We start from the raw sequence: 22663 nt of genomic DNA, 5'->3' as shown, positions 1-22663 counted from the left end.
CCGTGGGCGCCCCCGTGGGGGGGGGAGTTGGGGGTGAAGGTGGGGGGCCGTCCGGGGGGCTGGGTTTATTAAATTTTTTCCTCTTTCTACATGCCGGCGCCATTGTCGGCGCCGAACGGAAGGCCCGCACCCGCAGGCACGGCACCCCCCCGCGGCCTCCCGCGACCGTCCAGGGGCCGCCCCTCGACCGCCCCTCGCCCGCCCCCCGCCCGTCCCGCCGGTCAGCGGGAGCGTTCCGCCAGGGTCAGCAGCAGGTGGGCGGACTCCGGGCGCAGGAAGTCGGAGTGGGCGCCCGACGGGTGGAGACGGGTGAGACGGCCGCCGCGGTAGAGCCAGTCGGCGTCCACGTTGACCAGCCGGTGGTCCAGGACCTGCTGCGGATAGTCCGTGTCGGTGGGCAGCAGCCGGGTCGAGAACTGGGGCACGGGGGCCGCCCCCGCACCCGAGTGCCCGATCCCCCGCGCCTTCTCGGCGCGCAGGTGCCAGAAGCCGGTGGCGCGGTCCCAGCGGGAGTGCGTCAGGGCGATCGGGCCGCGCAGGGGCGCGCCGAGGCCGGTGTCCGTCGGGAACAGCGTCGGGAAACGGCTGAGGAAGGCGTCGCGCGGGGCCGCCATCTGGAAGATCAGCATGCTGTCGACGGTGAACGGCCGGCGGGGGTCGTGCGGGGTGCTCCAGCCCAGCACCGGCGGCCGCTCCGCGGCCCGCTGCACCGCCTCGCAGAGGAAGCGGCCCCCGAAGGAGTGGCCCGTCAGGTGCAGGTACTGGCCGCCGCGGGTGGCCAGCACCGCCGGACTCGTGGGATCGGTCCGCTCCGCGTCCAGGTACCCGAGCAGGTGTCCGATGACGTACGGGGCATGGCCCTGCCCCTCGGCGCTCATGGCGTGGGCCCGCTCCCGGATCCTCCGGTACCCCTTGAGGCCGGGGAGGCTGGACGACGGCCACCGGACCACGACGGACCAGGGGCGGTATCCGCCCTTCAGGGCCGGATACCGCTCCGGAGCCGCCTCGTACAGGTCGACGGCCTGCTCCAGCAGGCCCACGGCGGTCCTGGTCGCCTGGCTCGGCGCCGTCTGCCAGCCGTGCACGTAGACGTGGATGTCGGTGGTGCCGTCGGGCACGACCAGGCGGCGCGCCAGGTGCTCGGCGACCCGGCCGACCGGGACGGACGCCCCGCCGGGCGCCTTCAGACGGCCCTGCTCGTCGAGGTCGATCTCCGCCGGGGGCGCGATCAGGGGGGTTCGGGACGCGGGCTTGCGCCGCTTGCGAGGTGTGGTCATGAGGAGAGGTCCAGACGGGTGTAGAGGCCGCCGTTCAGGGAGTAGACGAGGGCGAGTGGGTTGTGGAAGTCCCGCGCGAAGTGCCGCACGAGCCACTGGCCTATCGCGCCCGCGGTGTGCGTGCCGGTCAGATAGCGGTCGAGGAACGCGTACGCGTACTCGGCGGCGAACAGCTCGGGGATCTCGATCTGCGGCGCGAGGACGCCGTCCGCGCCCTGGTCGACGAGTTCCTGCCCCAGGTGCTTGAGCCGTCCGGGACGGGCGGCCCGTGCCGAGTCGCAGGCGTTCAGCAGCACGAAGGGCCTGAAACGGGACTGTGTGCTGCGGAAGTAGGAGCGCCGCTTGCGCCGGACGACGGGACCGTCGATGTCCTCGGTGTCGGAGAGCCGCACGGCGAGGACCTGACCCGCGGCGCCCGTGTCCACGAAGTGGCCGTGGCACCAGAAGTACATGACGTCCTCCTGGAGCACGGGCCGCGAGAGGGCCGCCAGCAGCTCGCCGGCGAGCGTGCGGACCGTCAGGACGGAGCGCTCCTCCAGGAGTTTGTGCACCTCGTCCGCCTTGGCGACGTCGTCGAGGGTGGTGTCCTTGTTGAGGCTGACGCTGGCCCGCTCGCGCGTCCCCAGCGGGGCGTGGTCCCAGCCGTAGCCGGTACGCGCCTGCTCGATCTGGTGCCGGTGGCCCAGGAACGCCTCCCAGGGGCTGGCGCACCCGGCGGGATCCACCGCCAGCATCGACCAGGGCAGCTGCCACTCGGAGTCGAAGCTGATCCGCAGCTGCCGCTCGCCGGCCAGCTCGCCCATCAGGAACTCGCGGAAGCGGCCGAGGTCGTAACCGGTGCCGTCGAGCACGACCTGGAGCAGGTCGTACCCCTCGTCGGCCAGTCTCGACACCAACGGGTCGGTCACGTCCCGCAGTTCGGACAGGTCGACGGCCTCGGCCAGCGGACGGCCGCCCACCCTCTGCCCCGGCGCCGGTTCGGTGGTCCTGCGGTGGACCACGTCGTCGCGCCAGATGGTCAGCAGCCGGTCCGCCCGGTCCATCAGCTCCTCCGGGGACACCTCCAGGTAGGCCTGGTGCCACCCCCGGGCGCCGGATCCCGAGGGACTCATGGCGTACATGAGGACGCCCGTACCGGCAGGGAGCAGTCCCACGCGCAGTTCGGCGTGGCACCCGTCCGCGGCGGCGTCCGGCGCGTCACCGCCACGCTGGGCCGGGACCCCGGAGAAACCGTGGGAGGGGTCTTCGAGCACCTCCACACGGAGCTCGTGCGTCATCCGGGTCATTCCTCCCCAGAACGGTGGCGGGCATCCTCGTCCGCGGCGGGGGAGCCCGCCACGCGAACCGTCGTCCGCACGTCCTGCATCACCCGGCCGGACGCGTGGTCGTACAGCGTGAACCGGATCTCGTGGTCGCCCGGTTCGTGCGCGGTCAGGGCGAAGCGCGCCGGCTCGCCCTCGGGGTCGTACTCCGCCAGCGGGGGCTCCAGCGAGGCGTTCGTCCGCCAGGAGGGAACCACCATCATCAGGGCCGGCACCGGCGCCGTACTCCCCTCCTCGCGGACGAGACCGATCTCGATCGGCGTCGGGCTGCCCTCCTCCGGCTCCTCGTCCGTGGGCAGCGACATCCGGACCCGCCAGGCGGGGCGGGCGGTACGCAGCTGCCAGCGGAGCTCCTCGGTGTCAGGGTGGTCCGCTCCGAACGTGCGCGCCCAACGGGTCATCAGCTCCTCTTCGAGTCCCCCGGACCCCGCCGCGCCGGCCTCCATCGACGCCAGGGTCAGGGCGGCCAGACCCTCCAGCGTCTGCGGGTGGTCGGGGCCGAAGGTGTGGGCACGGGCGGCGTGCACGGCCTTGAGCAGGGCGATCGCCTTCGGCATGTCGCCGGAGTGGGCGAGGGCGTCGGCGAGCTGCACGGCGAGCGTGGGAAACAGGGCGGCGTAGTCCCGGGCGAAGAACTCGACGACCAGGCCGCGGCCGACGAGCTCGTCGGGGTCCTCGGCCGCCGTGGGGCCGGAGTCCGCGCCGGTCGCGTCCAGGTGGGCGCGGATGACGGCGTCGACCGTCCCGGGCAGGTCCAGACGCCCTGACATCAGCTCGGCTGTGGAGCGCAGGAGGTCACCGAGGACTTCCAGCGCTTCCGCCGCCCGCCCCGCCCGCGTCAGCGCGTGCGCCAGGACGGGAAGCTCTCCCAGGTGGTGCCGGTGGCCGGCGCCGAAGAGGCGTACGCAGTCGTCGACGAGGTCGCGCGCCAGGAGCACCGCACGGTCGGCGCTTCCGGCGTCGGCCGCCAGCCACGCCAGGAGTCCGCGCGCCCTGAGCGTCGTCGGGTGCTCCTCCGAGAAGACGGTCCCGCACCGCTTGAGAAGCTCTTCGAGAGTGAGCACCGCCTGCCCGGGGTCTCCCGCTTCCCGATGGGCACAGGCCAGGGCGAGACGGGAGTCGAGCGATACGGGATGGTCCTCGCCCCGCTCCCGGTCGTTGTCGTCGACCAAGGCCACGAGGTCCCCGACGGCCCGGACACGTTCGCCGCGCAGACGCCGTGACCAGACCAGACGCCTGCGCGCGAACAGTGTCGCGCTGTGACCGGGGCCCTGCACCCGTGCGCGGTCGTCCACCAGCGCCTCACGGAGGGCCAGGGTCAGGGCGAGGCGACCGGAGACCTCGTGCGCCTCCGCCAGCTGGGCCCGCGCTTCGAGGACGCCGAGGTCGTCCGGCCCGAGCAGCGTCGTGAGGTCGCCCGCCAGGCGCTCGGCCGCCTCGACGGCGCGCGGTGCCGTGGAGGCGCCCAGCAGCGTCCAGACGACGGCGCCCCGCAGATCGAGGGTCTCGGGATGCTCCTCGCCCAGCACCCGCTCGTGGTCGCGCAGCAGGGTGTCCAGATCCCGCAGGGCGCCCACGCGGTCGTCGCCCCATTCCCGCCACCGGGCCACGCTGCGTCGCTCCTGCAGGACGTCGAGGTGGTCGGCGCCCTGGACGCGGGTGCGGTCGCGCACCAGGGCCAGGCCGAGGGCGATGGCCTCCTCGATGTCGAACCGCTCGGAGTAGCAGTACGCCTGCAGTCTCCGGACCGCGAGCGTGTCGATGTGGTCGGGGCCGTGGAACCGGGTGTACTCCTCGACCAGCGTCTCGTACCCGGCCATGGCCCGCTGGTACTGGCACGACTGCCGCCAGGCGTTCGTCAACTGCCGTCGGGTGAAAAGCGTGTTGATGTGGTCCTGGCCGCGGACCCGGGCGGTGTCGGCCAGGAGGAGCTCCGCGAGCTCCGCGGCCCGGACGTGGTCACCCGCGGCGGTGTGGCCCGCGACGAGGTCGTTGCGGGTGGACAGCGCGGCCGTGTGATCGGGCCCGCCCACGCGCTCGTGCTCGGCGACCACGGCCTCCAGCGTGGCGAGCGACAGCCGGTGCCGCCCCGCCGCCCGCTGGACGAGAGCGAGGTCCCGCCGTGAGCGCAGGGTACGAGGATGCGCGGCCCCCCACTTCCCGGTCCACGCCTCGACGGCCTCTTCGTACAGGGCGATCGCGCGGTCGGCCTGCTGGTCCGCCGAACAGGCGTCCGCCAGGTTCTCCAGCATCAGCAGGGTGTCCGGGGCGTCGTCCCCCAGGAGCCTGCGCCGGTCGTCGAGCAGTGCGCCGAACCCGGAGACGGCCTCGGCGTGCTCCTTGCCGTCCAGCAGCGCCAGGGCCAGTCCGTTACGGTCGTTCAGGGTGCCGGGGGCGTCCGGACCCTGGAGCCGGACGCGGTCGTCGATCAGCGGGCGGTACGCCGCGACGGCCTTCCCGTGCTCCCCGGCGGAACGGAAGACGAGGGCACGCCAGCTCCTGGCGTTCAGCGTGTCCGGATGCCCGGGACCCCGCACGCGGGTGGAGTCGGCGATCAACGCGTCGAAGACCTCGGCCGCCTCCGCGTACCGTGCGGCCGAGCGGTACGCGGCGCCCATCCACAGGCGTACGGCCAGCGACTTGGAGTGGTCGGGGCCGTGCAGCCGCTCGTAGTCCTCGGCCAGCCGGCCGTAGAGCTCCAGGGCCTCGCGCAGGCGGAACTCCTCCGCGTACACGATGCCGAGGGCGAGCCGCACGCCGAGCACCCGCGGGTTGTCGGGACCCAGGCACGCCTCCATGTCCGCGCGCAGAAGCGTCAGTTCGGCGACCGCCCGGCCGTGCCGACCAGCCTCCTGAAGGGTGCGGCCCAGGCTCTCGCGGACGGCGAAGACATCGGGGTGCTCGGGGCCCAGCACGTCGCGGCGGTCCCGCGTCACGTCCTCGAAGAGCTCGATCGCGGCCGGGAAGTCGGAGGCCGCGCGATGGGCGAAGGCCAGGTTGACCCGTGCCCGCAGCGTCGCCGGATGCCGGGCGCCCTGAACCCGTGTCCTGGCCTCGACCAGAGCCCGGCGCCCACGGATCGCGCTGCGGTGGTCCCCCGCCAGCTGCCAGGTGTAGGCCAGCGCCCCACGCGCCCGCAGGGTGTCCGGATGGTCCTCGTCCCGGACGCGGTGGTAGTCGGCGATCACGGCCTCGTACGCTTCCGCCGCCCGCGCGTAGTCGCCGAGGTTCCGGTGGGTCTCGGCGAGGTTGTCGCGGTACTCGAGCGTGGCGGGATGGTCGGGCCCCTGGGCCCGGGCGCTGTCCGACGCCAGCGACTCGAACTCCCGCCGGGCCGCGTCCGGTCCCTCGGCCTCGGACAGCGCCCAGCCCAGCTCGTGGCGGCTGTTCAGCGTGTCCGGATGGTCGGCGCCCTGCACCCGGGTCCGGTCGGCGACGACCCGCCGGTACAGCTCGGCCGCCGTGCGCGGATCGCCCGCGTCCCGGTGGGCGGAGGCCAGCCAGCCGCGGCTGGTCAGGGTGTCGGGGTGGTCCGGGCCGTGCTCGCGCTCCCGGTCCGCGACCGCCTGCTCGTACAGGCTCAGGGCGGTCCGGTGGTCACCGGCCTGGAGCACGGCGTACGCGAGGTTGGTGCGGCTGGCGAGCGTGTCCCTGTGCTGTGCCCCCAGCAGCCGTTCGCGGTCGGCGACCACCGCCCCGAACTCCCGGACGGCGACGTCGTACCGCCCCGCCGTCTGCAACGCGTAGGCGAGGCTGTTGCGGCTGGCGAGCGTGGACGGGTGCTCGTCGCCCAGGATCCGGCGGCGGGCGTCGGTCACCGCCTCCAGTTCCCGGACGGCCTTGGTGACCTCGCCGCCCTTGCGGTGGGCGTACGCCAGCCGTTCCCTGGCGGCGAGCGTCTCCTCCGCCTCCTGGCCGTGGGCCTGGACGCGGTCGAGGTAGACGTCCTGGCACAGCTTGACCGCGAGGGCCGGATCGCCCGCCTTGGCGTGCAGCTCGGCCAGCCGGTCCCGGTCGTCGAGGGTGGTCTCGTGGTCCACCCCGAGCAGCCGCGTACCGCCGTCGACGGCCAGCGCCATCAGCGGGATGGCGAGGACGTGCTGCTCCCGCAGGACCAGTTCGTCGGCCCCGCGCCGGTACATCTCCACGGCGGCGGCGTCCGGTTCGGTGGCGGGCCCGGTCTCCGCGAGCGCCTGGACGTGCACCAGCAGGCGGCGGAGGTGCTCGGCGGGGGCGCCGGCGAGTTCGGCGGCCAGCGCGGCCTCGGCCAGGTCGCGGGCGGCCGGCACCTCGGCCGGCACCGCGCGCTGAAGGGAGCGGCGGATGAGCCGGTGCATCGCCGGCCCCTCGTCGCCGCCGGTGACCAGGTGGTACGCGGCCAGCGCGGTCAGCGAGGCGGGGGCGTGGCCCAGGCGGTCGACCACCTCGCGCGGCACGGCCTCGGGGGCGTACCAGGCGAGGGTGTGCAGCAGGGGGACGGCCGAAGGGTGGGCGGTGCGGATCGTCGCCAGGCTGGTCCGCCAGATCCGGGCGACGGTCCGGTCTGCGTGGCGGGTGCCGTCTCCCGGCTCCGTGTCGGGGTGGCGCGCCAGCATGTCCCGGTAGGCGGCGAAGCCGATGCCGGTCTGCCGCAGGTACGCACCCGCCTGGGCGAGGGCCAGCGGCAGGTGGCCGAGGTCGGCCGCGAGCAGGGCGGCCTGTGAGGGAGCGGCGCCGGTACCGGTCGCCGGCTCGCTGCGGACCAGCCCCGATGTGCGGTGCAGCAGGGTGACGGCGTCCTCGTGGCCGAGGACGTCCAGGCTGATGAGAGTGGTGTCCGCGGGCCAGCCGGCGGCCCGGCGGCTGGTCGCCAGCTGATGGCCGTGGCCGCTCAACCGCCCCAGGAACGGGGTCAGTTCCTCGGGCCGTTCCACGTTGTCGTAGACGACCAGCCAGTCGGAGTGGGTCTCCAGCCAGGTCAGCGCCCACTCGGTGCGTTCCTGGGCGGTGGCCTCGCGCGCCCACGCCGGATGCAGGCGCAGGGCGAGGGAGGCGAAGCCGGAGGCGATCTGCTCCTCGGTCTCGGCGACGATCCACCAGACGAGCCGGTACCGGTGCCGCCGGTCGTGCGCGTGCCGGAGGGCGACGGCCGTCTTGCCGATGCCTCCCAGACCGCTCACCGTCGTCGTCTGGGTGACGACGCCGCCGCCGGCGAGCAGCGAGTCCCGGAGCCGCGACAGGTCCGGTCCCCGTCCCACGAGGGGCTGCGCGGGCAGCGCGGGCAGGTTGTCCAGGGGCGCGGTGGGGGTCGTCCGTCTGGCGGAGGCCTTCGCCTGCTCGGGGAGGACGACCGCGTGCCGTTCCAGATGGGGGTCGCTGACCGTGTGGGACGTCCCGGCGTCTTGTCCGGGCACCCTCAGGTCGCTCTGTAAGACGGCGGACTGCGACTCCCCGATGATCATGTCCCCCCTCGCGGCGACCTCCCCGCCCTGCGGCGGCGCCCGGTCGACCAACCCCAAAGATACACACGGGCGTTGGTGGAGGAGAACCACGCCGGTCGACTCCTCAGCCGATCGAACGGAGGAACGCCCGGGTCCGCTCGTGCTCAGGTTCGTCGAGCAGGTGTCCCGGCGGGCCCGACTCCAGCACCCGGCCACCGTCGAACATCAGGATCCGGTCCGAGATGTCCCGGGCGAAGCCCATCTCGTGGGTGACGCACAGCATCGTGATGTCGGTGCTGTCGGCCACGTCCCGCAGCACGTCCAGGACCTCCGCCACCAGCTCGGGGTCGAGGGCCGAGGTGACCTCGTCCAGGAGCAGCAGCTCCGGGCGCATCGCCAGCGCGCGGGCGATGGCGACCCGCTGCTGCTGGCCCCCGGAGAGCCGGGTGGGGTGGGCGTCCTCCTTGTCGGCGAGGCCGACGAGGCCGAGGAGGTCCCGGGCGCGGACGGCGGCCTCGTCGCCGTCGAGGCCCAGGACGTGCCGGGGCGCCTCCATGACGTTCGCCAGGACGCTCATGTGCGGGAAGAGGTTGAACTGCTGGAAGACCATGCCGATGCGCCGCCGGCGCGGCGCGAGATGGCGCTCGTCCGCGGGGACCAGCTCGCCGCCGGGACCGGACGGCATGTGCGAGAACGGCTCGCCGTCGACGTGGACGACCCCGTCCGTGACCCGCTCCAGCGTCATCAGCAGCCGCAGGATGGTCGTCTTCCCCGACCCGCTCGGGCCGATCAGGGTCACGCGCTCGCCGGCCGCGACCGTCAGGTCGAGACCGTCGAGGACCGTCTGGTCCCCGAACCGCTTCGTCACCCGGTCGAACCGGACCTTCTCCGCTGCGGGGGCGCTCCCGGGCACGCTTTCGGGGGCGCTCCCGGGCGCGCCTGCGGGGGCTTTCCCCAAGGTGTTTCCAGGGACGTTTCCAGGGACGTTCTCACGGGGCAAGGCGGGCCTCCAGCCGGCGTACGAGCAGGGACGTCGGCCAGCTCGCCAGCAGGAAGACGGCGGCGGCCAGGGTGAAGCTCTCCAGATAGGCGAAGTGGGTGCTGCCGAAGGTGCTCGCCTCGTGCACCATCTCGTTCACCGTGATGACCGAGAGGAACGGCGTCTCCTTGAACATGGAGACCGCGTAGTTGCCGAGCGCGGGAAGCACCTTCCGTACGGCCTGCGGCAGCACCACCGCCCGCCACACCCGCCACCGCGGCAGCGACAGCGCCGTGCACGCCTCCCACTGCCCCTTCGGTACGGCGTCGATGCCCGCGCGGTACACCTCGGAGAGGTACGTGGCGTAATGCAGGCCCAGGACCAGCACGCCCAGCGTGAGCGGGTCCAGGCCGGGCACCAGCACCCACGCCGCGAACAGCTGCACCATCACCGGCGTCGAGCGCACGAACGCGGCCGGCGCGCCCACGGCCAGGGCGAGCCATCGCCCGCCCGAGCGCTGGAGCAGCGCGATCCCGAGCCCGGCGACGACGGCGACGGCGAAGCCGAGCACCGTGGCCAGCAGGGTGACGCCGAAGCCGGACAGCACGACGGGCAGCGCGGCGCGCGCCGCGTCCATGTCCCACATGCCCCCCATCACGCACCACCGCCCGCGACGCGCGCGCCGCCCTCGACGCCCTCGACGCCGAGGCGGGCCTTCGCCCGGCGCTCCAGCGCGTTCATCCCCGCCCCGAGGAGCGCGGCGACCGCGAAGTACAGCAGGAGCAGCAGCAGGTACGCGGCGGCCGTGCCGCCCGTCGACGACCGCAGCTGGTCGATCCGGAAGGTCAGGTCGGCGACCGTCACCAGGGACAGCAGCGGGGTCGCCTTGAGCAGCTGGACGAGCAGGTTCTTGAAGGGCGGCACCATCAGCACGTACGCCTGCGGCAGCACGACCCGCCGCAGGCGCAGCCCCGGCCCCATGCCCAGCGCGATCGCCGCCTCGGTCTGGGCGGCGGGCACGGCCGCGATCGCGCCCCGCACCACCTCCGCCCCGTACGCCCCGTAGTTGAGGCCGAAGGCGAGCACCCCGCAGGCCATCGGCTCCAGCCGGAAACCGAGCATCGGCAGCGCGAAGAAGAGCCAGAACAGCTGGACGTACAGGGAGGTGCCGCGCAGGAACTCCACGGCGACGCGGGCGCTCCCGCGCACGACGAGGAGGCGCGAGCGGGAGGCCAGGCCCAGGGCGAAGGCGACGAGCAGCGCGAGGGCCGCGCCGAGCGCCGTGGCCTCCAGGGTCACCAGCAGCCCCTCGCCGATCGCCGGCAGGGCCCGGCCCAGCTCGGACAGGAACACGGCCGTGCCGGAGTCCGTCATCCCGCGCACAGCTCCGCGGTGCGCAGGGTGCGCGGTGGCACCTCGCGCTCGGTGAAGCCGTACTTCCCGATCAGCCGCACGTACCGGGCGGGGTCGCCGGTGATCCGCGCGAGCTCGTCGTCGAAGGCCTCCCGCAGCGAGTCGGAGCCCTGCCGGAAGACCGCGCCGCCCGGGCTGTACTGCTTCACCCCGTCGATCACCGGCACGAACGGCTCCAGGACCTCCACGGCCTTGCCCCCGTTGGTGCGGGCGAGCCAGCGCAGCGAGATGCCGGTGAGGGCGAAGGCGTCGATCCGGCCGGCGACGAGGGCGTCGAGCCCGTCCTGCTGCTTGGCCACCGTCACCACGGCCCCGTCCCCGACCCCCGCCGCCTTCGCGTAGCCGCCCTCCACGGCGGCCGTCAGGACGCCGACGCGGACCTTCGCCGCCGCGCAGGAGGCCAGGTCGCTCAGGCCCTTCGGGTTGCCCTCGCGGACCATGAGCGCGGTGGGGGAGACGAACTCCGGTTCGGAGAAGGCGACTTTGGCGCAGCGCTCGGGGGTGATGGCCATCCCCGCGCTCACCACGTCGAACCGGCCGGCGAGCAGCCCGGGGATGAGGGCGCCGAACTCGGTGAGCGTGGGCCGGAGTTCGGGGACGCCGAGGGCCGTGAAGATCTCCCGGTGCAGGGTGGGCGCCTCGCCGGCGAGCTCGCCGCCGTCCTGGAAGCCGTACGGTGCCTCGCCGGCGAAGCCCACCCGGACGTGGCCCTGCTTCCGCAGCCTCGCCAGCAGGTCCGCGTCCCCGGCCGGCGCGCCCGTGCCGGCCTCCGTGCGGGTGCAGGCGGACAGCAGCCCGGGCACGGCGAGGGCGCCGCCGAGGAGCGCGCCCCGGGTGAGGAGGCGTCTACGGGAGAGGTGCGAGGTCATGTGCGTCCTTTCGCGGGGGAAGACGGTCGCGGGGCGGTGTCAGCCGATCGGGGTGGTGCCGATCGGGGTGGTGTCCCGGGCGGCGACGAACGAGGGCCGGCGGACCGGCGCGGCGAACGGCAACTCCGGCGCGTTCTCGACGCTGTTGAAGACCAGGAAGACGTTGCTGCGGGGGAAGGGCGTGATGTTGTCGCCGGAACCGTGCAGCGCGTTGCAGTCGAACCAGACGGCGGACCCGGCGTCACCCGTGAAGTGCTCGATGCCGCAGGCCTCGGCGAAGGTCGTGAGCGCCTTGCGCGAGGGCGTGCCCGCGTCCTGCATCCGTAGCGACCGCTTGTAGTTGTCCTCCGGCGTCTCGCCGGCGCAGCCGAGGAAGGTGCGGTGCGAGCCCGGCATGATCATGAGGCTGCCGTTGGTGGTGAAGTTCGGGGTCAGCGCGATCGACACGGACACGGCCCGCATCAGCGGCAGTCCGTCCTCCGCGTGCCAGGTCTCGAAGTCGGAGTGCCAGTAGAAGCCGCTGGCGCCGAAACCGGGCTTCACGTTGATCCGGGACTGGTGGACGTAGACGTCCGAGCCGAGGATCTGCCGGGCCCGGTCCACGAGCCGCGGATCGGCGGCCAGCCGGGCGAACACCTCGCTGATCCGGTGCACTTCGAAGACCGAGCGGATCTCCCGGGAGCGGGGCTCGACGATCGCCCGCTCGTCCTCGCGGAGCCGGGGATCGCCGACCAACCGGTCCAGTTCCGCGCGGAGTTCGGTCACCTCGTCCGGGGTCACGAGCGCGTCGACGGCGGAGAAGCCGTTGCGCTCGTACTGCTCCAGCTCGCGCGGCCAGAACGGGCCGGGCGTGCCCGGCTCGGACCAGACGACGGGCTCCTTGCGGTAGACGAGCGCCTCCTCGGCGCCGCGGGTGGGGTACGGGTCGACGGGTCGGGCGGGAGCGGTGGTCATCGCGGTGCGGGCCTTTCTCGTACGTACGGGGGGCGTTTCCTCCGGGCGGTCACGCGCCGCCCGGCTCGGTCAGCAGCGGGTAGACGCCGTTCTCGTCGTGGTCCTCGCGGCCGGTCACCGGCGGGTTGAAGACGCACAGGCAGCGGAAGTCCTCCTTGACCCGGAGGGTGTGCCGCTCGTGGCCGTCGAGGAGGTACATCGTGCCGGGGGTGATCGTGTACGTCGTCCCGGTCTCGTGGTCGGTCAGTTCGGCCTCGCCGGCGGTGCAGACGACCGCCTCGACGTGGTTCGCGTACCACATGGCGGTCTCCGTCCCGGCGTACAGGACGGTCTCGTGGAGGGAGAAGCCGACGCGCTCGCGGGCGAGGACGATGCGCTTGCTCTCCCAGGTGCCGGAGGCGGACTTCACGTGCCGCTCGGTGTTCTCCAGCTCGTCGAAGGAGCGGACGATCATGGGGGTGGCCTTTCCGTGCGGGGGGTCGGGGGCGGGAAGCGGGTCAGGCGGTGTGGCGGACGGCGCGGGAGAGGATGCCGAGGCCCTCGTCCAGCTCGTCGTCGGTGACGGTCAGCGGCGGCAGCAGCTTGACGACCTCGTCGCGCGGCCCGGACGTCTCGACGAGCAGGCCCAGCTCGAAGGCGCGCCGGCAGACCGCCCGGGCCCGCGCCCCGTCCTCGAACTCGAGCCCCCAGACGAGCCCGCGCCCGCGCGGCACGGCCTCCGGGCCGAGTCCGCTCAGCGCCGCCTCGACGGTGGCGGCCCGCCGGAGGGTGCGGTCGCGCAGCGCGCCGTCCCGCCAGTAGGCGTCGAGGGCGGCGGTGGCGGTGACGAAGGCCGGGTTGTTGCCGCGGAAGGTGCCGTTGTGCTCACCGGGCTGCCACACGTCGAGCTCGTCGCGGAACAGGCAGAGGGACATGGGCAGTCCGTAGCCGCTGATGGACTTGGAGAGGGTGACGATGTCCGGGGTGATGCCGGCCTCCTCGAAGGAGAAGAAGTCGCCGGTGCGGCCGCAGCCCATCTGGATGTCGTCGACGATCAGGAGCATGTCCCGGCGGCGGCACAGGTCGGCGAGGCCGCGCAGCCACTCGGCGCGGGCCACGTTGACGCCGCCCTCGCCCTGGACGGTCTCGACGATCACGGCCGCGGGGTGGTCCAGGCCGGACCCGGAGTCCTCCAGGAGCCGCTCGAACCAGAGGAAGTCCGGGGTCCTGCCGCCGAGGTAGTGGTCGAACGGCATCTGGGTGGTGTGGGTCAGCGGCACGCCCGCCCCGGCCCGTTTGCCGGCGTTGCCGGTGAGGGCGAGGGAGCCGAGGGACATGCCGTGGAAGGCGTTGGTGAAGGAGACGACCGTCTTCCGGCCCGTGACCTTCCGGGCGAGCTTGAGCGCGGCCTCGACGGCGTTGGTGCCGGTCGGGCCCGGGAACATCACCTTGTAGGGCAGCGCGCGCGGTTCCAGGACGGTCGAGCGGAAGGTCTCCAGGAAACTCCGCTTCGCCGTCGTCGACATGTCGAGCCCGTGGGTGATGCCGTCGCTCCCCAGGTAGTCCAGGAGCGGGCGCTTGAGGGCCGGGTTGTTGTGGCCGTAGTTGAGCGAGCCGGCGCCGGCGAAGAAGTCGAGGAAGGGGCGGCCGAGCTCGTCGAAGAGGCGGCTGCCGGTGGCCCGTTCGAAGACGGTGGGCCAGGCGCGGCAGTAGCTGCGTACCTCCGACTCGACGGTCTCGAAGACGGTGGGTTCGGTTCCTGCGATCAGCGTCATGCGTGACTCCCGTGCGTGGGGCGGAGAAAGCGGTGGGGGGAAGCGGACGGACGGGTCGCCTCAGAAGGCCAGCGGCGCGATGCGGTGCAGCACCTCGGACTCGTGGCCGGGGGCCGGGAACGCGGCGGCGGGAAAGAGGACCGTCCGGCTCACGCGGGCCCCGTGCCGTCGCGCGTAGGCGCTGAACAGGCGCTCGGAGGCGGCGTTGTCCGGGGTGATGGTCGTCTCGACGGCGTCGAGCGGGTACGTACGCGCGATCCGCTCCGAAAGGTGGTCGAGGAGCGCCCCGGCGATGCCGAGCCCCCGGTACGCGGCGTCGACGGCGACCTGCCAGACCAGGAGCGTCCCCGGGGCGTCGGGGCGGAGGTAGCCGGTCACGAAGCCCATCGGCCTTCCTCCCGCGTCACGGGCGACGGCGGACGTCTCGGCGAAGTCGCGGCACCACAGGAGGTAGCTGTAGGAGGAGTTGACGTCCAGCGCCTCGGACTCCCGCGCGAGCCGCCAGAGTTGGGCTCCGTCGCCGACCCGTGGCCGTCCGATGGTCCAGCCCCGGGGAGAGACCGGCGCTTCGTCCCGGACGTGTTCCGGTGCTGTGTGAGCTGTGGTCATGGGCGCCGAAGTTACCCAGCGCAGCCGTGAACTTCCTGGCCCTGCGGGGTTACGCCGGATGGGTGATCCATGGTATGGCCGGACGGCTATGCGTCGACGAGCTGACGATCATGTCACGGATTCCGGGGTGCGAAAGCTTCGAAAAGGGGGCGAATCTTCGCTTTATAACGACGACGTAACACCTTTAGGCCGTCTCAAGCCGTGACCGGAGCGTTACCGCATCGTCCGCCGGGAGCCCGTTTGGCAGCGCCGTATGCGGTTAGGGATGCCCCGTATGGGCTCGTGTTCACGGAGCGTCACCACGACGGTGGCGCCACTCCGACGGCGGTCCGGACGGACCGCACCCGCAGGCGGAGCCGCCCGGCCCGGACTAGCGTGGGCAGGGTGAGCAGACGGCTCCCCCACACCCCGCCCCCCGCCACCGGCCGTGGCGGGCCCGGCGACAAGGCCCCCGACGGGCTGCGCATCGCCGTCCAGGCCCTCGCCGCCGTCGTCGCCGGCTACGCCGCGATGGGAGTCACCGCCGCCCTCGGCCTCTGGGCCGCCGGCGCCGCCGACCTCCCCGGCGGCTTCGCCGCCGTCCTCGCCGCGGTCGTCGTCATGGCCGCCGGCGGACAGATCGAGATCGCCGGCTCCGCCGGCTCCTTCGCCGGCACCCAGGGCGAACTGACCGCGATGCCCCTCACCGTCACCCTCGTCGGCGCGCTCGTCACCGGCGCGCTCTTCCTCCGCCCGCTCCGCCACCACGCCGTGGCCCGCGCCGGCGACCTCGCGGCCCGCGCCGCCGCCGTCACCGTGCTCTGGCTGGCCGCCCTCGCCGGGCTCTCCGCCGTCGCCCGCCACGACTTCCCCCTCACCCTCGACGTCGGCGACCCGCAGGAACCCCTCACCGACCTCTTCGGCGAACTGCTCGACGCGGCCGAACCCACCGTCGGCTTCCGCACCCTCGTCGGCCCCACCCTCGGCTACGGCCTCCTGTGGATCCTCGGCGTCCTCCTGGTCGCCCTCCTCGTCTCCCGCCGCAGCCCCCTCCCCGCGCGCGTGCTCCGCCATCAGGAGGCCGTCAGGCCCGCCGCCTCGGCGATGCTCCTGCTGCTCCTCGCGTACGTGGCCGTGGGCCTCGTCATCGGCCTGGTCGTCGCCGCCACCAAGGGACACGCCGCCGAGACCTTCGCCGTCCTCCTCCTCGGCCTCCCCAACGTCAGCTGGCTCGCCCTCGGCGTCGGCATCGGCGGCTCCTGGGAGGGCAAGGTCGAGGGCCCCTTCGGCCTCCCCATGCCCCAGCTCCTCGACGCCGTCCTGCGCAGCGGCGGCGACAGCTCCGACCTGTCCACGGTGGACCTCTCCTCGCTCGCCGCCCAGGACGGACGCGCCTGGTGGCTGCTGCCCATCGCCGCCGTGCTCGTCCTCGCCGCGGCCTTCGTCGCCGCCGTACGCTCCCCGGCCCACGTCCGGCCCTGGCGGCACGCCCTGCACCTCGGCGTCGCCTTCGCCCTGACCATGCTCGCCGTCGCCCCCCTCACCCTCGTCGAGGCGCGCTTCGGCCTGTCGATCCTCGGCATCGGCGACCTGGCGGCCCTCGGCGGCGAGGTCGTCCTCCGCCCCGAGGTCTGGCGCACCGTGGGCTTCGCGCTCCTCTGGGGCCTCGTGGCGGGCTTCCTGGCGGGCCTGCTCGCCACGCGGGTACGACACCGGGGCCAGGTCCCGCCGGGACCGGGGGCGGACGACGCCTGAACGGACCGCACCGCGCCGCACCAGGGGGGCGACGGGCGGGCGACGGCTGGGGGACGGCTGGGGGACGGAAGGAACGGCCGGGGAGGAGGATCGGCGATCGGCCGAGAAGGACCGGCCGAGAAGGGCCGGGCGAGAAGGACCGGACGGCCTCAAAGGCGCCGGAACACCGGCCGCGCCCATCCCGGCGGTTCCGGCGGGAGACCGGGCGCCCGGAACCCGGCCCCGGTCGCCGCCCGGCCCGTCAGCGGATCGCCGCCCGGCACGCGCGCGAGGGCACCCCGCAGCTCCGCGACGAACTCCAGGCACGTCCCGTACCGCTCCTCCGGCGTCTTCGCCAGCGCCCGCGCGAACACCGCGTCCGCCTCCTCCGGCAGCCCCGCCCGGTGCTCGGCCAGCGGCGGCGGAGGGTCGTACTGCTGGGCCCACAGGACCGCCCAGTCGGTCTCCCGGCGGAACGGCGGCACTCCCGCGAGCGTCTCGAAGACCACGCACGCCAGGCCGTACACGTCACAGCGCCCGTCCACCGGCTTCCCCGAGATCTGCTCCGGCGCCACGTAGTCCAGCGTGCCGACGAACTCGCCGACCGTCGTAAACCCGGTCAGCGACAACGACTTCTTCGTCAGCCCGAAGTCGGTCAGGTAGACGTGCTCCGGATGCTCCCGGTCGGTGCCCTCCGCGACCAGGATGTTCCCCGGCTTCACGTCCCGGTGCACCAGGTCGTGCGCGTGCGCCGCGTCCAGCGCCGAGGCGACCTGCGCCGCGATCCGGCCGGCCGTCGCCGGCGGCAGCGGGCCCTCCCGGGCCAGCAGCGCCACCAGGTCCTGCCCCGCCACGTACCGCATCGCGATGTACAGGACCCCCTCCGTCTCGCCCGCCTCGAAGACCGGAACGATGTGCGGGTGGTCGATCGACGCCGCCACCCGCGACTCGTGCGCGAACCGCTTGCGGAAGGTGTCGTTGCGGGCCAGCTCCGGCGCGAGCAGCTTCAGCGCCACCGTCCGGTCGAGCCGCAGGTCCCTCGCCCGGTACACGACGGCCATCCCGCCGCGCCCGATCTCGGCCTCCACGCGGTACCCCGCGATCTCCTTGCCGACCAGCCCGGACGGCCGCCCCGCCGGGAGACCGGAGTCCCGCGCCCCGTCCGCCATCAGTCCTCGTCCTCCGCGTCGGGCGGCCGGCTCACGACCTGCGTCGGCGGCGGACCGGCGGCCACGGCCGGATCGACCTGCGGCACCACCTGCGTCGGCTCGTACGCGACGGGCGCCGGCCGCGCCTCGGATACGGGCTCCGCCGGGGCGGGCTCGGCCTCGGACGCCGACCCGGGTGCGGAATCGGCGGCGGGCTCGGGGGCGGGCTCGGGGGCGGGCTCGGGGCCCGGTTCGGCGGCCGGCTCGGGAGGCAGGTCGGAGGCCGGCTGTGGGGGCCGGGCGGCCAGGGAGGGGCCGGAGGAGGCCGCGTACGTCGTCAGCCCGACCCCGTCGCAGTACACCCAGCGCTCGTGCTCCGCGTCGTACAGCCACACGGACTCGCCGTCGACGACCATCCCGACCCGCAGCCCCCGCGTCCGCCGCCGGAAGGTCTCCCCGTCGGCCCGCCCCGCCGCCAGCTCCTCCACCGCCCGCCGGTACCGGCCCAGCGCGTCCTCGGCGCGCGCGATGAGCGGGCGCGGGTCGGCCGTCCGCGACAGCGCCGAGCCGGCGGCCGGAGGGTCCTCGGGGACCGTCACGAGCAGGCGCGCGTCCACCCACGCCGACCAGCCGTTGGAACACAGCACCCGCCCCCAGTCGCCGGTCCGCTCCATGAGCCGCACGGGCAGGAAGGCGTCCAGCGGCACCGTCGGATACCCCGGGTCGGGCGCCTGCCAGGAGGGGAGGCCCCCTCGGGGGACGACGTGGGTGGGGCGGAAGTCGCCTGGATACAGGCCTTCGGATCCAACATCCGAAGCGCTGGATCCGACATCCAGCCTGCTGGATCCCCAACCCGACATCCCGGATCCTGGATCCGGGACACGGGACACGGGATTCTGCATAGGGGATCCGAGATCCGATGCGGAGTCGGGAAAGCTCACAGCCTCACCTCCTGATGCGCGCCTGGCCGGCGGTCAACGACGCATGACGACGGGTTCATGCCGCCGCAGCAGCCGGGACACGGCGAAGCCGAGGGCCAGACAGAGCACCGCCAGCATGCCCATGTCGAAGAGCCAGGCCGCCGCCGTGTGGTCCATCAGCGGATCGTCCGTCTTGTCGCTCGGGGCGACCGCCCCGATGTCGATGGTCGCGCCCATCGCGGCGAACGCCCACCGCGACGGCACCAGCCACGCGAGCTGCTCCAGCACCGGAGTGCCGCGCACGTTCAGCAGCGCCCCGCAGAACACCACCTGGACGATCGCGAGGAGGACCAGCAGCGGCATCGTCACCTCCTCCTTGCGGACCAGCGCCGACACCAGCAGACCGAGCATCATCGCGGTAAAGGCGAGGAGGGCGACGGCGAGCGTGATCTCGACGAGCGCGGGCATCAGCACGCCCTTGCCGTCGGGCACGTTGAGCGGCACGCCGACCAGGGCGACCAGGGTGAGCACCACCGCCTGCACGATGGTCACCGTGCCGAGGACCACGACCTTGGAGGCGAGGTAGGCGGAACGGGACAGGCCGACGGCTCTCTCCCGGCGGTAGATCGACCGCTCCTTCACCAGTTCGCGGACGGCGTTGGCCGCGCCGGTGAGGACGCCGCCGACGCAGAGGATCAGCAGCACGTTCAGGGTGGACTCGGGGTTGAGGCTCCCTTCGGAGAGGGCCCGGGCCATGGCCCCCATCACGAACGGCAGCGCGATCATGATGGCGAGGAAGGTCCGGTCGGCGGCGAGCGCGGCGGTGTAGCGCCGCACCAGCGTCCGCAACTGCCCTCCCCAGCTCTGCGCCTTGGGTGGCGGCGCGGGCACCTCCGAGGCCTCGGCGGCGGGCGCGGCGGGCACCGGCGCGTACGGCCGGACCGTGGCGTCCTCGATGTACCGCCGGTGGAAGCGCGACCCCCGGTACTGCCCGGCCCAGTCGCGGTCCCGTTCGGTCTCGAACGCCTCGAAGGCCTCCGGCCACTGCTCGTAGCCGAAGAAGGACAGGGTGTCGTCGGGCGGTCCGTAGTAGGCGACCCGCCCGCCGGGGGCGAGCACGAGGAGCCGGTCGCAGACGTCCAGGCTGAGCACGCTGTGGGTGACCACGACGACCGTGCGGCCGTCGTCCGCGAGCCCGCGCAGCATGTGCATCACGGAGCGGTCCATGCCGGGGTCGAGTCCGGAGGTCGGCTCGTCGAGGAAGAGCAGCGAGGGCTTGGTCAGCAGCTCCAGGGCGACACTGACCCGCTTGCGCTGCCCGCCGGAGAGGCTGTGGATCGGCTGGTCGGCCCGTTCCGTGAGCCCCAGTTCGCCGATCACCTCCTCCACGCGCGCGTGCCGCTCGGCGGGCGCGGTGTCCCCGGGGAAGCGCAGCTCGGCGGCGTACGAGAGGGCGCGCCGGACGGTCAGCTGGAGGTGCAGGATGTCGTCCTGCGGGACGAGCCCGATGCGCTGGCGCAGCTCGGCGTAGTCCCGGTACAGGTCGCGGCCGTCGTACAGGACCGTGCCCCGGTCGGCGGGCCGCTGTCCGGTGAGCGCGCCGAGCAGCGTCGACTTCCCGGCCCCGGACGGCCCGACCACCGCGAGCAGCGTCTTCTCGCCGACCGGGAAGGAGACCTCGTCGAGCAGGGTCTTGCGCCCGTGGTCGACGGTGACGGCCAGTTCCTGCACGTCGAGCGAGATCTCGCCGGTGTCGGTGAACTCGACGAGCTGCCCGCCGGCCAGACAGAACGCGCTGCGCCCGATCCCGACGATGTCGTCCGCCGTGACCCGCACCGGCCCGGCCACGGCCCGTCCGTTGAGGAAGGTGCCGTTGTGGCTGCCGAGGTCATGGATCCAGTAGGTCCCGTCGGGCCGGGCGAGGAGCTCCGCGTGGTGCCTCGACACCACCAGATCGGCCACCACGACGTCGTTGTCCGGCGCCCGCCCGATCCGTACCCGGTGCTCGGGCAGCGGCCGTATCGCCGTGGGCCGCCGGAAGGTCCCGGTGGCCCCCGGCCGCGACACTCCCGCTGGCCGCGCCACACCGGCCCCACCCCCCGGTACGGGCTCCGCGTCCGGGGCCGCCGCGTACGAGCCGGGCGGGGCGAGGGGATCCGGGTCGGCCGCGGGCCGCCGCTCCCGGGGCGCCGGGCCCCGTTCGGAGGGCGGCGCGGCAGGCGCGGGCGCCGGAGGCCGCGCCGGGGCGGGGGCCGCCTCCTCCTCCGCGGGCTCCGGCGTCGGTGCGGGCTCCGGGGCGGGCGCGGGCTCCGCCGCGGGTGCGGCGGGCTCGCCCGGGGACGTGGTGAGGACCGCGCGGGGGCCGTCCTGTGGATGGCCGAAGCGGACGACGGTGCCCGGGCCGACGACCCGGGGGACACGTACGCGGACGCCGTCCGCGTACGTGCCGTTGGTGCTGTCCTCGTCCGCGAGGGTCCACTGGCCGCCGGCGGCGCTGAGCACCGCGTGGTGCCAGGACGCCCGGGCGTCCGAGAGCACGATGTCACTGGTGGGATCACGCCCGACGCGGTAGACGCGGCCCGGGTCCATCCGCTTCGCGACCCCGTCGACGAGCAGGACCAGGCCGGGTGCGGCGGGCGCGACCGGCCGCTCTCCCATGCGTGAATCCTATCCGCCGGGGCCCGGGCCCGCCCGGCGCCGGAGCCTGGGGCGGGGGTGCCGGGCGCGGGTAGGGTGGGCCGGGGCGCCGCGGGGAGCGGTGCCGGACCCGACGGGGGAGGCGGATGTGCCGAAAGGCGTCACGAGGCGGCGGCCGCGCACCCGGGCGGCGCTCCTGAAGGCCGCGTTGGAGGCCTTCGCCGAGCACGGTTTCCACGCCACCACCATCGAGCAGGTCTGCGAGCGCGCCGGCTTCACGCGGGGCGCGTACTACTCGAACTTCGCGAGCAAGGAAGAACTCTTCCTGGCACTCTTCGACGAGCACAGCGAGCGCACGGTACGCCGCCTCGCCGCGTCCATCGACGCGCTCACCGCGGAGGAGTACACCCTCACGCGCCTCGCGGAGCTGGCCGCCACCATCGAGCCGGACGAGCGCGACTGGTACCTGGTGACCACCGAGTTCACCCTGCACGCCATCCGCGATCCGCAGGCCGCCTGGGTGCTGGCGCGGCACGACGAGCGGCTGCGGGCCGAGATCGCGCGCGGGCTCACCCTCGTCCTGCGCCGGGCGGGCCGCGAACTGACCGTGGACGCCGACCGGTTCGCCCGGCTGCTCATCGCCCTGCGCGAGGGCGGCCTCGCGCAGAGCTACGTGGAGCCGGAGGCGCTGCCGCCGGGCGACCTGGAGCGGGAGTTCCTGCCGCCGCTCCTGGAGGCCTCGACCCGCCCCGCGCGGCCCGCTCAGTCGAAGAGGTCGGGGTCGGACGCCTCGATCTGATCCCACAGCGGCCGCGCCTGGAACCAGCCGGCCAGGTGGCTGCCGATCTGTCCCCGGGTGAGCAGTGCCGTCTCCCGGTCGACGAGCCGCGGGGTGCCGGCCGCCATGGCGAGCAGCTGCGCCTGGCAGGAGCGTTCCATGGTGACGAACCACCAGACGGCCTCGGCGACGGAGTGGCCCACCGTCAGCAGCCCGTGGTTCTGGAGGATGACCGCCTTGTGCCCGCCGAGCGCCTTGGCGACCCGCTCGCCCTCCTCGGTCTCGTTCACGACGCCCCGGTAGTCGTCGTAGATCCCGTGGTCCTCGAAGAACGCGCAGGCGTCCTGGGTGATCGGGTCGAGGGGGATCCCCAGGCTGGAGAACGCCTTCCCGTGCAGGGAGTGCGAGTGCGCGGCGGCGACCGCGTCGGGGCGGGCCGCGTGCACCCGCGAGTGGATGACGAACGCCGCCCGGTTCACCGGCCTGCGTCCCTCCAGGACCCGCCCCTCGTGGTCGACGAGGATCAGGTCGGACGCCTTGATCTGGCTGAAGCTCATGCCGAAGGGGTTGACCCAGAAGGCGTCCGGGTCGCCCGGATCCCGGACGGTGATGTGCCCGGCGACCCCCTCGGAGAAGCCGAACCGGCCGAAGATCCTGAACCCGGCGGCGAGCTGCTCCTTCCGGTACCGGCGCTCCTCCTCGACGCTCCCGAACGTCGGCGGCAGCGGCAGCTCCACCCCGTCGGGCAGCGGTCCCACGGCGGCGGCGAGGGCGGGCGGCACGGTGCTCATGGCGACTCCAGGGGGTGCGGAGGAGGGTGCGCGGCGAGCCGAAAAGATACAGTGGCGTATCCGATACATCAATGCATCG

The 22663-nt window shown here is 73.8% G+C and carries 17 protein-coding genes; 2 read left to right on the top strand and 15 right to left on the bottom strand.

Annotation, left to right across the window (positions count from 1 at the left end; all coding sequences use genetic code 11):
- Positions 1-221: 221 nt before the first annotated feature.
- The 11 genes from ACFQ8C_RS23390 to ectA all read right to left on the bottom strand — a co-directional run bounded on the left by ACFQ8C_RS23390 (position 222) and on the right by ectA (position 14597).
- Entirely contained in the window at positions 222-1277 is a 1056-nt protein-coding gene (locus tag ACFQ8C_RS23390; protein WP_383460810.1) for a hypothetical protein, read from the bottom strand.
- Positions 1274-2554 carry a CHAT domain-containing protein gene (locus ACFQ8C_RS23385; protein WP_383460807.1) on the bottom strand — a complete coding sequence of 427 codons (1281 nt, stop codon included), beginning with the start codon at positions 2552-2554 and terminating at the stop codon, positions 1274-1276. Before ACFQ8C_RS23385 ends, ACFQ8C_RS23390 begins: the two co-directional genes overlap by 4 nt.
- A gap of 5 nt (positions 2555-2559) precedes the next feature.
- A complete protein-coding gene (gene fxsT / locus ACFQ8C_RS23380) occupies positions 2560-8040 on the bottom strand; it encodes an FxSxx-COOH system tetratricopeptide repeat protein (RefSeq protein ID WP_383460804.1) in 5481 nt (1826 codons plus the stop codon).
- 103 nt (positions 8041-8143) lie between these two features.
- Positions 8144-8932, bottom strand: coding sequence for an ectoine/hydroxyectoine ABC transporter ATP-binding protein EhuA (gene ehuA, locus ACFQ8C_RS23375; RefSeq protein ID WP_383460801.1), 789 nt, complete (start codon positions 8930-8932; stop codon positions 8144-8146).
- A gap of 76 nt (positions 8933-9008) precedes the next feature.
- Positions 9009-9653: an ectoine/hydroxyectoine ABC transporter permease subunit EhuD gene (gene ehuD / locus ACFQ8C_RS23370; RefSeq protein WP_383460798.1), complete on the bottom strand. Its 645-nt coding sequence runs from the start codon at positions 9651-9653 to the stop codon at positions 9009-9011.
- Positions 9653-10372, bottom strand: coding sequence for an ectoine/hydroxyectoine ABC transporter permease subunit EhuC (gene ehuC, locus ACFQ8C_RS23365; RefSeq protein ID WP_383460795.1), 720 nt, complete (start codon positions 10370-10372; stop codon positions 9653-9655). The genes ehuD and ehuC overlap by 1 nt, the downstream gene beginning before the upstream one ends.
- A complete protein-coding gene (gene ehuB / locus ACFQ8C_RS23360) occupies positions 10369-11280 on the bottom strand; it encodes an ectoine/hydroxyectoine ABC transporter substrate-binding protein EhuB (protein ID WP_383460793.1) in 912 nt (303 codons plus the stop codon). Before ehuB ends, ehuC begins: the two co-directional genes overlap by 4 nt.
- Positions 11281-11319: 39 nt before the next feature.
- The gene (gene thpD / locus ACFQ8C_RS23355; RefSeq protein ID WP_383460790.1) at positions 11320-12234 is read right to left on the bottom strand and encodes an ectoine hydroxylase; all 915 of its coding nucleotides are present in this window, start codon (positions 12232-12234) and stop codon (positions 11320-11322) included.
- A gap of 49 nt (positions 12235-12283) precedes the next feature.
- Positions 12284-12688: an ectoine synthase gene (locus ACFQ8C_RS23350; RefSeq protein WP_383460788.1), complete on the bottom strand. Its 405-nt coding sequence runs from the start codon at positions 12686-12688 to the stop codon at positions 12284-12286.
- Between the two features lie 43 nt (positions 12689-12731).
- Positions 12732-13988 carry a diaminobutyrate--2-oxoglutarate transaminase gene (gene ectB / locus ACFQ8C_RS23345; protein WP_383460786.1) on the bottom strand — a complete coding sequence of 419 codons (1257 nt, stop codon included), beginning with the start codon at positions 13986-13988 and terminating at the stop codon, positions 12732-12734.
- Positions 13989-14048: 60 nt separating this feature from the next.
- Positions 14049-14597 (bottom strand): diaminobutyrate acetyltransferase, encoded by a 549-nt coding sequence (gene ectA, locus ACFQ8C_RS23340; protein ID WP_383460783.1) that lies wholly within the window; start codon positions 14595-14597, stop codon positions 14049-14051.
- 375 nt (positions 14598-14972) lie between these two features.
- Between ectA and ACFQ8C_RS23335 the strand changes: the two genes are divergently transcribed.
- Positions 14973-16331 (top strand): streptophobe family protein, encoded by a 1359-nt coding sequence (locus ACFQ8C_RS23335; RefSeq protein WP_383460781.1) that lies wholly within the window; start codon positions 14973-14975, stop codon positions 16329-16331.
- A gap of 149 nt (positions 16332-16480) precedes the next feature.
- On the opposite strand, the gene ACFQ8C_RS23330 is transcribed toward ACFQ8C_RS23335, so the two are convergent.
- From ACFQ8C_RS23330 to ACFQ8C_RS23320, 3 genes are all read right to left on the bottom strand, one after another.
- Positions 16481-17479: a serine/threonine-protein kinase gene (locus ACFQ8C_RS23330; protein WP_383460778.1), complete on the bottom strand. Its 999-nt coding sequence runs from the start codon at positions 17477-17479 to the stop codon at positions 16481-16483.
- Entirely contained in the window at positions 17479-18165 is a 687-nt protein-coding gene (locus ACFQ8C_RS23325) for a hypothetical protein (protein WP_383460776.1), read from the bottom strand. The genes ACFQ8C_RS23330 and ACFQ8C_RS23325 overlap by 1 nt, the downstream gene beginning before the upstream one ends.
- A gap of 267 nt (positions 18166-18432) precedes the next feature.
- A complete protein-coding gene (locus ACFQ8C_RS23320; RefSeq protein ID WP_383460773.1) occupies positions 18433-21036 on the bottom strand; it encodes an FHA domain-containing protein in 2604 nt (867 codons plus the stop codon).
- 127 nt (positions 21037-21163) lie between these two features.
- Between ACFQ8C_RS23320 and ACFQ8C_RS23315 the strand changes: the two genes are divergently transcribed.
- Complete coding sequence (locus ACFQ8C_RS23315) at positions 21164-21814, top strand: TetR/AcrR family transcriptional regulator (protein WP_383460770.1); 651 nt, start codon at positions 21164-21166, stop codon at positions 21812-21814.
- Here the strand turns inward: ACFQ8C_RS23315 and ACFQ8C_RS23310 are convergent.
- Positions 21778-22584, bottom strand: a complete 807-nt coding sequence (locus ACFQ8C_RS23310; RefSeq protein ID WP_383460768.1) for a class II aldolase/adducin family protein — start codon at positions 22582-22584, stop codon at positions 21778-21780. The two genes, ACFQ8C_RS23315 and ACFQ8C_RS23310, sit on opposite strands and share 37 nt — an antisense overlap.
- Positions 22585-22663: the final 79 nt, after the last annotated feature.

Source organism: Streptomyces sp. NPDC056503, from assembly GCF_042794995.1.
In the GTDB taxonomy this organism is placed as follows: domain Bacteria; phylum Actinomycetota; class Actinomycetes; order Streptomycetales; family Streptomycetaceae; genus Streptomyces.
Note: the sequence above shows the minus strand (reverse complement) of the source record. Positions and strands in the feature narration are given on the sequence as shown.

Bases quoted from the DNA above. Each gene is read 5' to 3' on its own strand.
- ectB (WP_383460786.1), bottom strand. From the start codon at position 13,988: ATGACGCTGATCGCAGGAACCGAACCCACCGTCTTCGAGACCGTCGAG.
- fxsT (WP_383460804.1), bottom strand. From the start codon at position 8,040: ATGATCATCGGGGAGTCGCAGTCCGCCGTCTTACAGAGCGACCTGAGG.
- thpD (WP_383460790.1), bottom strand. From the start codon at position 12,234: ATGACCACCGCTCCCGCCCGACCCGTCGACCCGTACCCCACCCGCGGC.
- ACFQ8C_RS23350 (WP_383460788.1), bottom strand. From the start codon at position 12,688: ATGATCGTCCGCTCCTTCGACGAGCTGGAGAACACCGAGCGGCACGTG.
- ACFQ8C_RS23310 (WP_383460768.1), bottom strand. From the start codon at position 22,584: ATGAGCACCGTGCCGCCCGCCCTCGCCGCCGCCGTGGGACCGCTGCCC.
- ehuB (WP_383460793.1), bottom strand. From the start codon at position 11,280: ATGACCTCGCACCTCTCCCGTAGACGCCTCCTCACCCGGGGCGCGCTC.
- ACFQ8C_RS23320 (WP_383460773.1), bottom strand. From the start codon at position 21,036: ATGGGAGAGCGGCCGGTCGCGCCCGCCGCACCCGGCCTGGTCCTGCTC.
- ACFQ8C_RS23385 (WP_383460807.1), bottom strand. From the start codon at position 2,554: ATGACGCACGAGCTCCGTGTGGAGGTGCTCGAAGACCCCTCCCACGGT.
- ehuC (WP_383460795.1), bottom strand. From the start codon at position 10,372: ATGACGGACTCCGGCACGGCCGTGTTCCTGTCCGAGCTGGGCCGGGCC.
- ACFQ8C_RS23330 (WP_383460778.1), bottom strand. From the start codon at position 17,479: ATGGCGGACGGGGCGCGGGACTCCGGTCTCCCGGCGGGGCGGCCGTCC.
- ehuD (WP_383460798.1), bottom strand. From the start codon at position 9,653: ATGGGGGGCATGTGGGACATGGACGCGGCGCGCGCCGCGCTGCCCGTC.
- ACFQ8C_RS23390 (WP_383460810.1), bottom strand. From the start codon at position 1,277: ATGACCACACCTCGCAAGCGGCGCAAGCCCGCGTCCCGAACCCCCCTG.
- ectA (WP_383460783.1), bottom strand. From the start codon at position 14,597: ATGACCACAGCTCACACAGCACCGGAACACGTCCGGGACGAAGCGCCG.